The organism is Streptomyces sp. NPDC031418, assembly GCF_055581605.1.
The window spans coordinates 307099-320268 of record NZ_JBVIJC010000005.1 but is presented as its reverse complement, the minus strand read 5'-3'; the positions used below and the strand labels follow the sequence as shown (position 1 = coordinate 320268).

The window sequence follows — 13170 nt, the reverse complement described above, 5'->3', positions numbered from 1 at the left end:
CGTGGGGTGCCCTCATTCGGCCGGGACCGCGGCGGCCCGGTCGCCGGCCGGACGCGGCGGCCGGCCGGGGCCTGCCAGAACCGCCAGTGCCAGGGCCGTGAGCAGCCCGCCCACGAGGAAGGCACCCCGCACGCCCACGGCGGGCAGCAGCACCCCGCCCGTCGAGGCCCCCACCGCCACGCCCACGTTGAACGCGGCGGAGTTACCGGCCAGGCCCAGCTCGGTGCGGCCGGGCGCCGCGCGGAAGACCAGGTTCTGGGTCGCCATGAAGAACGGCCCCATGGACACCCCGAGCAGCACCAGCGCGCCCACGGTCACGCCCCGCCCGTGCCCGCCGGCCGCGTACAGCCCGCACAGCCCCGCCGTCTGACCGGCCACCAGCAGCACGGGCAGGGCGCGCGGGAAGCGGTCGAGAAGGGGCCCGGCCAGGACGACGGCGGCGAACCCGGCGCCGCCGTACACGGACAGCAGCATGCTCACCGCACCGCCGGGAAACCGTGCGACGTCACTCAGGAAGGCCGTCAGGTAGGTGAAACCGGTGAACACCCCGGCGGCCGACAGGGCGGTGGTGAGCAGGACGGCCGTGAAGCGCCGGGCGTCCGGCTCGCTGCCGCGCACGGCGTGCCCCCGGTCCGGAGGTGTGGTCGGCAGCAGCAGCGCGATCACGGCGAGGGCGACACAGCCTGCCCCGCCGAGCACCACGAAGGGTGTCGTCCAGCCGAATCTGCCGCCCAGCCAGGTGCCGGCCGGCACCCCGAGCACCTGGGCGAGTGAACCGCCCACCGACACCAGGCCGATGATCCGGCCGCGCCGTGCGGGCGGGAACAGACCCACGGCCACGGGTCCCGAGACCGCCCAGAACAGCGCCTGGGCGAGCGCGGTCGCCAGCCGGGCCGCCAGCAGTGCCGGGTACGAGCGACCGCACGCCACGGGTGCCCAGCTCGACAGGGCGAACACCGCCAGCAGACCGGTGAGCAGATGGCGGCGGGGCAGTGCACGGGTCATCTGGGCGACGGGCAGGGACATCACCGCCACCGTCACGCCGTACCCCGTGACCAGCAGCCCCACGGCCGGGAGGGACACCCGCAGGTCCACGGAGATGAGCCGCAGCAGGCCGATCGGCAGGTTCTCGGTGGTGTTGAAGGCGAACGCGGCCAGCATGAGGGCGGCGACGACGGCGCAGCGCCGCCAGGCGGGGAGTCCTATGTCTCGGCGTCCCGTGCCGTGCCGGTGATCCAGCCCATCCGGGCCGCGCGCACGCCCAGTTGATACCGGGTCTGGACGTTCAGCTGGGCCATGAGGGAATTGACCGCGCGGCCCACCGTGCGGACCGAGATTCCCAGTTTCCGGGAAACGCTTTCATCCTTCATACCCTCCGACATCATTTGCAGTACGACCCGCTGCTGGGCCGTCGGCTGCTGTCCGCCGTCGGCCTCGTTTTCCGGCCCCTGGACGACGGGTTCGTTCACGGAAGCGAATGAACTGGCGTTGAGCCAGCAGAATTCGAATACCTCTCCCAGCATCCGGGTGATCTCCCGCCCGCGCAGCACGGTGACCGCCGAATTCCCCGGTTGCTGAAACCTCGGGGTAACAGCGAATAAATCATCCACTATGAGAAAGCAAAAAGGTACGTGATGGAGCAGCCGCACCTCGACCCCGGCCTTGTCGAGGGCCTTGAGGTGGGCGTACCCGTGCGGACTGCGCGCCGTGGACGCCAGATGGACGGCGCGCATCCGCACCCCCCGCTCCAGCGCCCTGCGGTCGCGCTCCCGGGCCGCCGCCAGCGCCTCCACCGAGGAGGAGACACCGGCGTGCATGCTGACGATCTCCTCCGTCGCCGACTCGGCGGCGTCCCGGAGCAGTTGGTCGATCCGGCCACGGTCGGTGAGCACGTCCGCGTGGATGACCTGCATCTTCGCCGCCTGGGTGCGGGTGAACTCGGAGGCGACCACGGACATCGCCGCGTACGTCGTCTGCATCTCGCGCTGGAGACGGGTCCAGATGTCCTCGCTGCGCTGCATCAGCCGGGCGAGGGACACCTCCGGTGTCGACGTCACATGCCGCGCCGGGCGGGTCTCCCCCACCGCGCCGGCCGTGGCCGGCACGGGCTCCAGCAGGCCCAGTTCGATCAGCCGCTGCTGGGTCTCACCGAGCCGCGCGGTCGGTATCCGGGCCAGATCGGCGGCCTCGGTCACTCCCAGACCGGAGTTCCTCGACATGGCCCGATAGAGTTCCTGTACCCATGTGTCGAGGTCTCGTGCCGCCACCGGAGCTCTCCCTTCCTCTTCGCATACTGTCCACCGTCCCGGCTGCTGTCTCAATAGGCCGTGCGGCCTATACGGGAGACGGCGCGTCGATCTCTACCCATGAGAACGCGGAGTCACGGCAGCTGAACATGCGTCATACAAGTATGGCTGATTCCGAACGGCTGCTCGGATCAGGGGAATTCAAGGAGAGGTACGGCTCGTTTTCGGTGGCGCGTATGGCGGAAACGCGGCGCGGTGGCCGTGTTCTCCAGGGTCCTCCGGCTCGTGCCGGACCGGGGATTTACGGCCAACCGCGCGCGGCCATCGGTGTCAGCTCGTGCCGGACAGGCGCCAGCTCTGGTTCTTCTTCGTGGAGGTTGGCGTCGCCCGTCTGGGAGCCCAGTAGCGGTACATGAACCACTCGCCGCCCGGCAGGTACTGGCCGGAGGCGTTCTTGGTGAGCAGGTTGGCCTCGTGGTCGTGCAGTGCGGTGCCCGACCCCCGGTTTCCGCGCAGGCCGTCGTCGGCGGCCCTTCCGTTGTCACCGGGAAAGGGCCGGCAGCGGGCCGAAGGCCGTCCGCCGCGTCACCGGTCGGCCCGGGCGGGTCTCCCTCTCACGCGGGGAGCCCCCGCCCGGGGACGGGTCAGCGCATGCCCTGGAGGCGCCAGATCTGGTTCCTCTTATTGTTCAGCGCGCTCGCCGGGTCACAGGTCCACTGGTGGATCACCGCGCCGGGGGTGGTCGAGACCCCGCTGACGTCGACGCACTTGCCGCTGTGCACCGCGACCAGCTGGTAGTCCTTGCTGTTGCCCAGCGCGGTCACCGGGTTCAGGGTGAACATCTGGTTCGTGGTGCCGCTACAGGTCCACTGGATGACGGCGGCACCGTCGGCCGTGGAGGCACCCGAGACGTCCAGGCACTTGCCGCTGTGCTCGTCCACGATCGTGTAGGTGTTCGCCCGTCCGGCGACCGGCTTGAAGTCCAGCATCTGCTGGTAGCCGCCCTCGCAGAGGTACTGCTGGTACTGCGTGCCGTCGGCGGCGGAGAGGTTGGTGTCGTCCAGGCACTGACCACTGTGCTCGGCCACCGCGACGGTGGAGACGGTCGTGTTCGACGGCGGCAGCAGCGTGACCGTGTAGCCGTCGGCCGCGTCCGTCCACGGCACGGTCACCGAAGCGGAGTTCCCGCTCACGGTCAGGGTCTGGTCCGAGACCGTCACCGGACCCGTCACCGCGGCGCCGCCGTTGTTGGGTATGCGCTGGACTATCGCGCGGACCCGGCCGTTCTCCACGACCGAGGTGGTGTCGAGCCGGTTGAGGCCGACGGTGACGTTGCCCGTGTTGCCGTTGCTCCCGAGCAGGATCTTCGCGTTCCGCGCGGCGTTGTCCTTCGTCGCCAGCCCGTCGGTGTTCGTACCGGGCGTGAGGTTCACGATGTTTCCGGTCTGGGAGCCGTAGTACCGGTACAGGAACCACTCGCCCAGGGGCAGATACTGGCTGCCGGTCTTGGTCAGCAGGTTCGCCTCGAAGTCGTGCAGGTTGGCACCCCAGGCCCAGTTGGCGCGCAGTCCGTCGGCTCCGGCGCGCTCCAGACGGGAGATGTACCAGCCGCCGCGGCCGGGGTTCTGCTCGTTGCTGGCGCCGTACTCGTTGACCTGGAAGGGTCGGCTGGTCGTCATCGACCGTGCCGCCAGCAGGGACCTGAGGGAGTTGCTGTGGGCGACCGGGTCGCCGGGGAGGTCGTGCCAGCTGTAGATGTCCGGCTCGACCTTGTTCGCCTTCACGTAGTCGAGGTACGTGGTCCACCAGCCGTTGTCCACCGTGGGGTGGCCGCAGGTGCTCGCGCCGACGATCACCGCGCCGGGGATGGCGGCCCGGATCTTCTGGTAGGCGCGCTTCCACATCTCCAGGTACTGGGGCATGCCGGGATCCCAGAACCCGGGGCAGTCGGGCTCGTTCCAGATGTCCCATTCGATGTCGGTCATGCCCGCGGCCTTCACGTCGCCGAGAAGACGGTTGTAGAAGGCGTCGAAGCCGGACCAGTCGCCGTTGTCACCGGGGAAGGTGGGTTTGGTGGTGCCGTCGGCACCCCAGAGGTCGTGCGGCAGGATGACGAAGGTGCCGCCGAGCGCCTTGGTGCGCCTGTACTGGGCGAGGGTGGAGTTCCACCGGCGGTCGTACTTGCCGGCGACCCAGCCTCCGGGGCTGTCCAACTGGGCGCCGCCGGCCCGCTCCAGCTTCCACTTGATGTCCTTGTAGAAGTGGTCCTGGGGCAGCGAACCGTCCTCGGTCATCCCGTAGAGGGTGCCCGAGGCATGGTAGGTGGGGGCGCCCCCGGCGACGGAGAAGTCGACGGCGACGGTGGTGTCGGCGGCCTGTGACGAAGCGGTGGGCACCAGGGTCGCGGCCAGGGTGGCCAGGAGGACGGCCGCGGACGAGAGGGCTCGGCGTCTGGTGCGCGCTGCGCGTCCGGTCGGTTGGGAGAGCGACTTCATTGTGCGGCTCCTAACGGGGTGGGGGGCGGACCGGGGACTGAACGGCCCCCGGGGCTCACGGAGGACGGCCGGTCAGCGGCTGCCCCGATGTGCGTGGGCTTCGGCCAGCAGGAGGTAGCTGCTGGCGGTCCAGGTGTAGGCGCGGTCGCGCAGGCCGGTTCCGGTGAGGGCGTCGAAGTTCTCGGCGAAGCCGTGGGTCTCGCACAGGGCGCGGAAGCGGGCGCTGATGTCGTCGGCCAGCCGGTGGTGGCCGGTGCGGCGCAGGCCGTCCTCGACCAGAACGGTGGCCGGGGCCCAGATCGGGCCGCGCCAGTAGCCGTCGGCGAGGTAGTGCGGTGAGGTGGTGAGTTCGGTGGCCAGGCCGTACGGCGTCAGGTGGGCCTTGATGCGGTCGGCCAGCGCGCTGCTGAACTCGTCGGGCAGGTGTTCGCCCAGCACGATGGGCATCAGGTCGAGGAGGCTGGCGCTGCTCCAGGTGTCCCCGGTGTCGGCCCCGCGGGCGACGAACCGGTCGCCGGTCCAGAGCTGGTCGAGCAGTGCGCTCTGCATCTCCTCGGCGGTGCGTGTCCACCGGGCCGCCTCGTCCGGCCTGCTCAACTCGGCGGCCAGGTCGGCGAGTTCACGAAGCTGGAGGGCGAGGAAGGCGGCCAGGTCGGCGGTGACGACCACCCGCTCGGGGTCGAAGACGGTGGCGTTGTCCCAACCGCTGTCGTTGCCGTGCTGGTAGTGGGCGAGTCCGGCGCCGGGCGCGCGCCGCGCGGTGAGCCAGAAGTCGGTCCAGCGCGTCAACCGGTCGTATACGGCGGTCAGTTCCTCCTGACTGAGCGCCGTAGGAAGCCGGCGGCGCAGACGGCCGAAGGCCCAGCCGTGGATGGGCGGCTTGACGAAGTTGTGGAGGACCTCGGAGTGAGTGACCGAGTCCGGCAGGGCCCCGGCGGCGTCCTGGTGGTCGAAGGGCAGGTGGAACTGGTCCAGGGCCAGCTCCGGCGAACCGGGGGCGAGGGCCAGGGCGTTGAAGCAGTGGTCCCAGCTCCAGACCTTGTCCATCCAGTGCTTGGACATCAGCACAGCGGGCCGGGTGACCAGACCCGTCGGCGCCACGGTCGCCGACCAGAGAACGTACGCGGCCAGTTCCGCGGCCGGCGTGGCGGACGAGCGCCAGGGGGCCACCGCGTCGGCGAAGCCGGCGAAGGCCCGCCGCGCGGCGGCCACGACCTCGTCGAAGGCTGCCGAGGACGTGTACGGCGGGCGGGCGGTGTCGAGTTCCTCGATCGCGATCTCCCAGCCCCCGTCCGCCGCGGCGGCCAGGGCGAGACCGCGGTCGGCGCTGCCCAGGGCCTGTGCTCCGACCGTCTCGGCGAGGGTGCCGGACAGCACGGTGACCCGGTAGCGGCGTCCGGTCTCGTACGACGTGAACACATGCGCGTCCGTGGCCCGGTCGTGGAAGAAGTACGTTCCGCTGAACGGGGTCAGGGTCCATGCGGCGGCGAAGACGCCGAGGCCGAGGCCGCTCCCCCGCAGCCGTACGGTGTCCGGCGACTCGTACGCGAGGTCGACGCGCCCGCTCCCGCCGGTCCAGCCGAGCAGGCCCGGGGTCGCCTCGACACGGGTCTCGGCACGGCCGCCCGTGCCCGGGTCCAGCGGGACCAGGCGCAGGACGGCGTGCATGCCGTTCTGGTGCGAGACGAGGTGCAGGTCCTCGGCGTACGTCTTCTCCGCCACCACCGGGGAGATGTCGAACCAGGATCCGCACATGCTGAACGGGATGTCGTGGACGGAGAAGGCCGGGCCGGGCCGGAGGGCGGTCATGTGGTGTGACTCGTTTCTGGGCAGGGGGTGTCGGCCGGCGCACGGTCCGGCCGGCACACGGGAGTCGGGCGTGGCGGTCAGTCCTTGACGGCGCCGGCGGTCACGCCGGCCGCGACGTAGCGCTGGGCGAGGACGAGGATGACCGCGGCCGGCAGCGAGGCGACCACGGCGGTGGCCATGATGGCGTTCCACTGCTGGTTGTTGTTGCCGATGTAGTGGTAGATGCCGAGAGTGATCGGCTCGTGGGCACCGCCGTTCACGAGGGTGCTGGCGAAGACGAAGTCGGACCAGGACCACAGGAACGCGAACAGGGACACGGTGACCACGGCGTTGCGGCTGACCGGCAGGACGACGGACCAGAAGGTGCGCAGCGGCCCGGCGCCGTCGGTCGTGGCGGCCTGGAGCAGTTCGCGGGGGATGCCGGACATGAACGCGGTGAAGATGAGGACGCCGAAGGGGACGGCGAGGGTGGAGTCGGCGACGATCAGGCCCGGGACGGACTGGAGCAGGCCGAGCTGGAGGTAGATGGCGTAGAAGCCCATCGCCATGATGATGCCGGGGATCATCTGGGCGGCCAGCAGCACGAAGCTCAGGATGCCGGCTCCGCGCGGGCGCAGCTTGGCCAGGGCGTATCCGGCCGGTGCGGACACGACGACGGTGAGTACGACGGTGCCCAGGCCGATGACGAGGCTGGTGCCCAGGTAGGGCAGCTGCTCGTCCAGGACGGTGCGGTAGCCGGCCAGGGTGCCGTGCAGCGGCAGCAGGTCCGGCGGGCTCTTGCGCATGTCCTGGTCCCGGGTGAGGGAGACGTTGAGCATCCAGTAGACCGGGAAGAGCATGGCCCCGGTCAGCAGGACGCCGATCGTGGTCCTCCCCCACGAGCGTGTGCGGATTCGGCTCACGACAGCGCCTGCTTTCTCTGTACCCGGAGGTAGACCAGCCCGAAGGCCAGGGCGACGACCACGAGCAGGTTGCCGACGGCCGCGCCGGGGCCGAAGGCGGGCAGCAGGTTGCCGTAGCCGAGCCGGTAGGACCAGGTGGCGAAGGTGGTGGACGAGTCCGCCGGGCCGCCCTTGGACATGATCCAGATGATGTCGAAGACCTTGAGCGTGTAGATCAGCCCCAGCAGCAGGGTGATCGCCGACACCGGCCGCAGCAGCGGGAAGGTGACGCGCCAGAAGCGCTGCCAGGCGTTCGCCCCGTCCAGGGCGGCGGCCTCGTACAGGCTCGCCGGTATGGACTGCAAGCCGCTGTGCAGGACGACCAGGTTGAACGGGACGCCGATCCAGATGTTCGCGATGATCACCGAGGTCAGGGACCAGGACGGCGAGGTCAGCCAGTTCACCGGAGCGATGCCGACGGCCTGCAGGGCGGCGTTGACGACGCCCGACTCGCTGTTCAGCATCCACGACCAGGTGGACGCCGAGACGATCAGCGGCAGCAGCCACGGCACCAGGAACAGGGCGCGCAGGGTGGCGGAGAGCCGGAAGTTCTGGTTGAAGAAGACCGCGAGCGCGAGCCCGAAGGCGTACTGGAAGACCAGGCATACGGCGGTGAAGACCGCGGTGTGCAGCAGGGCCGGGGCGAAGGTCGGGTCCGCGAAGACCTTGCGGTAGTTCGCCAGGCCCGTGAACGGCGCGTCGCCCTGGACGAAGGAGCGGACGGTGTAGTCGCGCAGGCTGAGATCGAGGTTGCGGTAGAGCGGATAGGCGTAGAAGACGGCGAGATAGACGGCCACCGGGGCGAGGAAGCCCCACGCGGCCCACCCGCTCGGGACGTGGCGGGGCCGGTGGTCGGGCGGGTGTGTCGGCTGCTTCATCGGGCTCACGTCACCTGGCCGCGGCCTGCTGCGCATGGGTGAGCGCGTCCTGGGGCGACTCGGAGCCGCTGAGGGCGGCCTGGACGGCCTTCCACAGCTGTTCGGAGATGGTGGGGTACTTGGTGCCCAGGTCGTCGCTGGTGCGGCCCTTGGCCGTCCTGACCGCGTCGACCCACGGCTTCAGAGCGGCGTTCGCGGCCACCTGCTTGTCCTGGACCGCTCTGGTGGGTGCCACGTAGGACAGGGTGGTGTCGGTGGTGTAGAGGTGGTCGGCGCTGGTCAGGCAGGACACCAGGGTGCGCGTGGTGGCGTAGCGGGCGGTGTCCTGCTGCACCGGGACGGTCACGAACTCGCCGCCGGTCGGCGCGGCGGCGCTGCCTCCGCGGGCGCCGGGGATGGGCAGGACTCCGTAGTCGAGGCCGGCCTTCTTGGCGCCCGCGAGCTGCCAGGTGCCGTTCTCAGCGAACGCGTAGTCGCCGGTGGCGAACTCCTGCCAGCTGGTGGTCTGGGTGTTGTTGAGCACCGAGTTGGGCGCGTATCCGTTCTTCAGCCAGCCCTTCCACAGGGACAGCGCCTGCACGCCCTGGGCGGAGTCGAGCGCGGTCAGCTTGGCACCCGAGCCCCAGAACCAGGGCAGGAACTGGAAGCTGCCCTCCTCGGTGCCGATCGCGGAGAAGGTGATGCCCTTCTTCCCCGCCTTCTTGGCCTTCTCCAGTGCCGCCGTCAGCGACGTCCAGTCCTTCACCGAGGCGATGTCGACCCCGGCCTGGTGGAGCACCTTCTTGTTGTAGTAGAGGGCGAGGGTGTTGGCGCCGATGGGCGTGCCGTAGGTCTTGCCGCCGGACCGGCCGGCCCCGAGCAGGTTGGGGTCGGCCTTCGAGGTGTCCAGCCCGGTGTCGTGGGTCGTGGTGAGCACGCCCGCCTCGGCGAGGGTCGACACCACCGGGTTGTCGACGATCAGGACGTCCGGGGAGTTCCCCTGCTGCGCCGCCAACAGGGTCTTGTTGCCCAGGTCGCCGGTGTCGAAGGCGGTCCGCTTGACCGTGACTCCGGCCTTGCTGCCGCACTGGTCGAGCAGCTTCGCCCAGTCCGAGGCCTTGTCGAACTGCGGGTACGGGTCCCAGACGGTGTACGTCCCGCTGTCGGCGCTCCGGCTGCTGCTGCCGCCGGAACCGGAGGAGCAGGCGGCAGCGCTCAGGGCCACGGCCAGGGCGGTGACGACGGCGCCGGCCCGACGGCGCTGTGTCGAATCGGTTCGCATGAGCCGAAGGTAGGAACTCCGCGAACTCCTTGTCAACACCCCGTAATTGACCTCCTAACGAAGCGTCCGGCGCGGAGAATCCCGCGCCGGACGGGTGGCAGGTCAGCCTCCCAGGGTGTTAGTTTGTCGAATCGATTCGATCACGCCAAGCGCCAGTGCTGGTTGGCACCGCCCGTGCAACTCCACAGCTGGACCTTCGTCCCGTTCGTGGTCCCCTGGCCGTTGGCGTCCAGGCAGAGCCCCGACTGCGCGGCCGTGATCGTGCCGTCGGGGTTGACGTTCCACTGCTGGTCCGGCTGACCGGTGCAGTCCCAGATCGCCGCCGGGGTCCCGCTGCCGGCGGACTGGCCGACGCCCAGGCACTTGTTGCCGTAGACGACCAGCTGCTTTCCGGCGGAGTAGGTCCACCGTTGGTTGGAGCCGCCGTTGCAGTCCCACAGCTGTGCCTGCGTGCCGTTGGCCGTCGTGGAGTTGTTGATGTCCAGGCAGCGCCCCGACTGCTGACCGACGATCTCCTGGTTGCCGGTGGGCGGCGGCGGTGTCGGGTTCGAGCCGAACTGGGTGAAGAACTGCCACACCGCCGCCGACGTCCAGGTGTGCCAGCCGTCGCCGGTGGAGCCGTCTATCGGACCGGGGTCGTGGCCCGCTCCGTCGAACGCGGCCCAGACGACGGGGTATCCGGACCTGCACCCGGAGTAGGTGGTGATGATGTGCGTCAGGCTTCCGTAGGCCGGCTCGGGCGGGTTCTGCGGGGTGCAGCCGTTCGCCCGGACGAAGGTGTCACGCAGTTCCCGTCCCGACGAGATGGGCAGCACGTTGTCCCTGATGCCGTGCAGACCCATGTAGGCGACGGGCTGAGTGCCGCCGTCGCACCCGCTGAGGTTCGCGCCGGAGTAGACCGCGACCGCGCGGAAGACCGTCGCCCGGGAGCAGGCGAGGGCGTAGGACATCGCACCGCCGTAGCTGAAGCCGGCGGCGAACACCTGGGTGGTGTCGACGCACAGACCTGCTTCGAGCTGGCTGACCATGGCGTCGACGAAGGCCACGTCCTGGCCGCCGGGGTTGGCCCAGCCGTTGCCGTTTCCCTGCGGGGCGACGAAGATCGTGCCGTTGTTCGCGTTGTCCGCCAGGCGCCGCAGGCCGTAGTAGGACCAGTTGTATCCGTCCGTGCCGCCCGAGTCGACGTCGTTGGCGGTGCCGCCCCGCCAGTGGAAGCCGAAGATCAGCCGGTAGGGGTGGTTGTTGTCGTAGCCGGCGGGGACCCGCAGGATGTAGGTGCGGGCCTGGCCGCCGCTCTGGATCGTGTGGGTGCCGCTGGTCAGCGTCGGTGCCTTGCCGCAGCCGGCGGTCGCCCCGGCGGCACTGGTGGTGGCCGTGCCGCGGGCGCTGCCGAAGGAGGTGCCCGCGGCCGACAGGACGAGGAGGAGCGCGGCCGCGACGGCCAGTAAGAGCGGATTGCGTTTCATGCGGACCTGCTTCCTTGGTCGTGGGGTGGACGGGGAGCGTCGGTCGCCGGGGGTCAGACAGCGGTGATGGTCCACTCGTTGTTGGTGCTGGAGTTCGGCGTCCACAGCACCGCCGTGGAGCCCACCGTGGTGCTGCCGCTGCCGTCGAGCGCGGTGCCCGTGCCGCGGTTGACGATCTGGTAGCGGTTGTCGCCGAGACTGCGCAGGGACCACTGCTGGTTGTTGCCGCCGTTCCACGCCGTCTGCCGGACCGGAGCGCCGTTGGCGGTGTTGCCCCAGCTGTCGGCGGCCATGCCGTTGGTGCGGTTCATGATGCGGTGGTAGCCGTTGCCGAGGTCGATCAGCTGCCATTGCAGGTTGGTGCTGCCGTCGTAGTTCCACTGCTTGAGGTTGGAGCCGGAGTCGACGTTGCCCCCGCTGTCCAGCACGAGACCGCTGGTGGCGTTGGCGATCTTCACCCAGGTCGTGGGGCCGCTCGGTGCGTTCAGGACGGGGATCTCTCCGGCGAAGGTCAGTTTGACCGTGTACGCCAGGGCGCTGAACGGCGGGTTCGACGAGGGCATGGTCAGGTGCAGGCCGGAGGCGTCCTGGGTCGGTGCGGGCAGGTCGATGTAGGTGCCGGCGGTGTTGCCGAGCAGTCGGGCGCTGGTCAGGCTGCTGAGGTTGATCTGGTTCGAGTTCAGCGTGGTGACGGTCATGGTGCCGCCCTGCCAGCCCAGCGCGGTGACATAGAGGACCTTGTTGTCCTGGCTGCGGGTGAACCGGATGTCCTGCGGTTTGCCGGCCACCGGTCCGCTGAAGGAGCCTCCGCCCATCTTGGTGGGGCCCTCGCCGTAGCTGGTCCAGGAGCGGGTGCCGTAGACCGCCTCTCCGAAGCGGCGGAGCCAGTCGCCCATGTCGAGCAGGATGGTCTGCTGCCCGGAGGGGATGGTGCCGTCGGCCATGGGGGCGATGTTCAGCAGCATGGTGCCGCCCTTGCTGACCCGGTCGATCAGCGAGTGCAGCAGCGCCTGGGTGGAGTAGTAGCCGATGCCCACCGTGTAGCACCAGCTGGAGGAGGAGATGCTGTCGTCGGTGAGCCAGTAGGGGGTGAGCAGTCCCGCCGGGCCGCCGCGCTCGAAGTCGAAGACCTCGCCCTTGTTGTCGAGGCCGTCCTTGTAGGTCGCGACGACGTCCTTGTTCCAGGCGACGGCCTTGTTGTAGTAGTACGCGAGGAACTGGAGCCGGTCCGACTCCTGCACCAGGTTGAGGTCGAAGTCCTGCCAGAGCAGGTCCGGCTGGTAGCCGTCGATGACCTCGACCAGCTTGTCGTACCAGAGCTGGTTCTCGGCGGCCGTACCCTGCTGGCCGAACAGGATGCGCAGGTTCGGGTCCGACTGGTTCGGCACATGGTCGTAGAAGCCGTTGAAGTGGTAGGCGTGGTGGAGCGAGGCCATGAACTTCAGGCCCTGCCCGCGGATGGCCTGGGCGTGGAGCCCCACGAGGTCGAGTTTGGGTCCGCGTCTGACCGAGTTCCACGGGTTGGCCCGGCTGTTCCACATGGAGAAGCCGTCGTGGTGCTCGGCGACCGGGCCGGCGAACCGCGCGCCCGCGGCCTTGAACAGCCGCGCCCAGGCGTCCGGGTCCCAATTGCCGCCCTGTGAGGCCAGCTTCGGGGCGAACTGCACGAAGTTGCCCGCCTTGTCGCGGGCTCCGTCGATGAAGTTGTTGTACGGCCAGACCGAGGGGTCGCCGTAGGTGGCGATGTGGTGCTGGTTCTCGGCCGAGCCGCTGATGTACATGTTCCGCGGATACCACTCGTTGCCGAACGCGGGGACGCTGAAGACACCCCAGTGGTAGTAGATGCCGAACTTGGCGTCCTGGAACCAGGCCGGGGCGGGCGGGTGCTGGTCCACGGAGGACCAGCTCGCGGTGTAGCTCGCGGGGCCGTCGGTCGCGGCGGCCTCGGGGGCGAACCGCAGCAGGCCGAGGGCCGTGGCCGCGCCGGTCGCGGCCAGCAGCCGGCGCCGGCTGATCGGGAGGGGGGAGGAGGTCATGCGGAGCCTTTCGACATCATCGACGGGGGTGGGTGATC

At 69.8% G+C, this 13170-nt stretch carries 9 protein-coding genes; all 9 read right to left on the bottom strand.

Annotation, left to right across the window (positions count from 1 at the left end):
* Positions 1-12: 12 nt before the first annotated feature.
* Positions 13-1161 (bottom strand): MFS transporter, encoded by a 1149-nt coding sequence (locus tag ACZ5CZ_RS08965; RefSeq protein ID WP_468940617.1) that lies wholly within the window; start codon positions 1159-1161, stop codon positions 13-15.
* A gap of 41 nt (positions 1162-1202) precedes the next feature.
* Positions 1203-2219 carry a helix-turn-helix transcriptional regulator gene (locus ACZ5CZ_RS08960; RefSeq protein ID WP_468940615.1) on the bottom strand — a complete coding sequence of 339 codons (1017 nt, stop codon included), beginning with the start codon at positions 2217-2219 and terminating at the stop codon, positions 1203-1205.
* Positions 2220-2890: 671 nt separating this feature from the next.
* Positions 2891-4741, bottom strand: coding sequence for an RICIN domain-containing protein (locus ACZ5CZ_RS08955; protein WP_468940612.1), 1851 nt, complete (start codon positions 4739-4741; stop codon positions 2891-2893).
* A gap of 72 nt (positions 4742-4813) precedes the next feature.
* Positions 4814-6550, bottom strand: coding sequence for an amylo-alpha-1,6-glucosidase (locus ACZ5CZ_RS08950; RefSeq protein WP_468940610.1), 1737 nt, complete (start codon positions 6548-6550; stop codon positions 4814-4816).
* A 77-nt stretch (positions 6551-6627) separates the two neighbouring features.
* Entirely contained in the window at positions 6628-7389 is a 762-nt protein-coding gene (locus ACZ5CZ_RS08945) for a carbohydrate ABC transporter permease (protein ID WP_468940753.1), read from the bottom strand.
* Between the two features lie 59 nt (positions 7390-7448).
* Positions 7449-8369, bottom strand: coding sequence for a carbohydrate ABC transporter permease (locus tag ACZ5CZ_RS08940; protein ID WP_385846188.1), 921 nt, complete (start codon positions 8367-8369; stop codon positions 7449-7451).
* A 10-nt stretch (positions 8370-8379) separates the two neighbouring features.
* Entirely contained in the window at positions 8380-9630 is a 1251-nt protein-coding gene (locus tag ACZ5CZ_RS08935) for a sugar ABC transporter substrate-binding protein (RefSeq protein ID WP_468940606.1), read from the bottom strand.
* A gap of 140 nt (positions 9631-9770) precedes the next feature.
* A complete protein-coding gene (locus ACZ5CZ_RS08930; RefSeq protein WP_385846190.1) occupies positions 9771-11096 on the bottom strand; it encodes a ricin-type beta-trefoil lectin domain protein in 1326 nt (441 codons plus the stop codon).
* Between the two features lie 53 nt (positions 11097-11149).
* A complete protein-coding gene (locus tag ACZ5CZ_RS08925) occupies positions 11150-13132 on the bottom strand; it encodes an alpha-L-fucosidase (RefSeq protein WP_468940604.1) in 1983 nt (660 codons plus the stop codon).
* Positions 13133-13170 lie beyond the last annotated feature (38 nt).

Bases quoted from the DNA above. Each gene is read 5' to 3' on its own strand.
- ACZ5CZ_RS08945 (WP_468940753.1), bottom strand. From the start codon at position 7,389: ATGCTCTTCCCGGTCTACTGGATGCTCAACGTCTCCCTCACCCGGGAC.
- ACZ5CZ_RS08960 (WP_468940615.1), bottom strand. From the start codon at position 2,219: ATGTCGAGGAACTCCGGTCTGGGAGTGACCGAGGCCGCCGATCTGGCC.
- ACZ5CZ_RS08965 (WP_468940617.1), bottom strand. From the start codon at position 1,161: ATGCTGGCCGCGTTCGCCTTCAACACCACCGAGAACCTGCCGATCGGC.
- ACZ5CZ_RS08935 (WP_468940606.1), bottom strand. From the start codon at position 9,630: ATGCGAACCGATTCGACACAGCGCCGTCGGGCCGGCGCCGTCGTCACC.
- ACZ5CZ_RS08950 (WP_468940610.1), bottom strand. From the start codon at position 6,550: ATGACCGCCCTCCGGCCCGGCCCGGCCTTCTCCGTCCACGACATCCCG.
- ACZ5CZ_RS08925 (WP_468940604.1), bottom strand. From the start codon at position 13,132: ATGACCTCCTCCCCCCTCCCGATCAGCCGGCGCCGGCTGCTGGCCGCG.
- ACZ5CZ_RS08955 (WP_468940612.1), bottom strand. From the start codon at position 4,741: ATGAAGTCGCTCTCCCAACCGACCGGACGCGCAGCGCGCACCAGACGC.
- ACZ5CZ_RS08940 (WP_385846188.1), bottom strand. From the start codon at position 8,369: ATGAAGCAGCCGACACACCCGCCCGACCACCGGCCCCGCCACGTCCCG.
- ACZ5CZ_RS08930 (WP_385846190.1), bottom strand. From the start codon at position 11,096: ATGAAACGCAATCCGCTCTTACTGGCCGTCGCGGCCGCGCTCCTCCTC.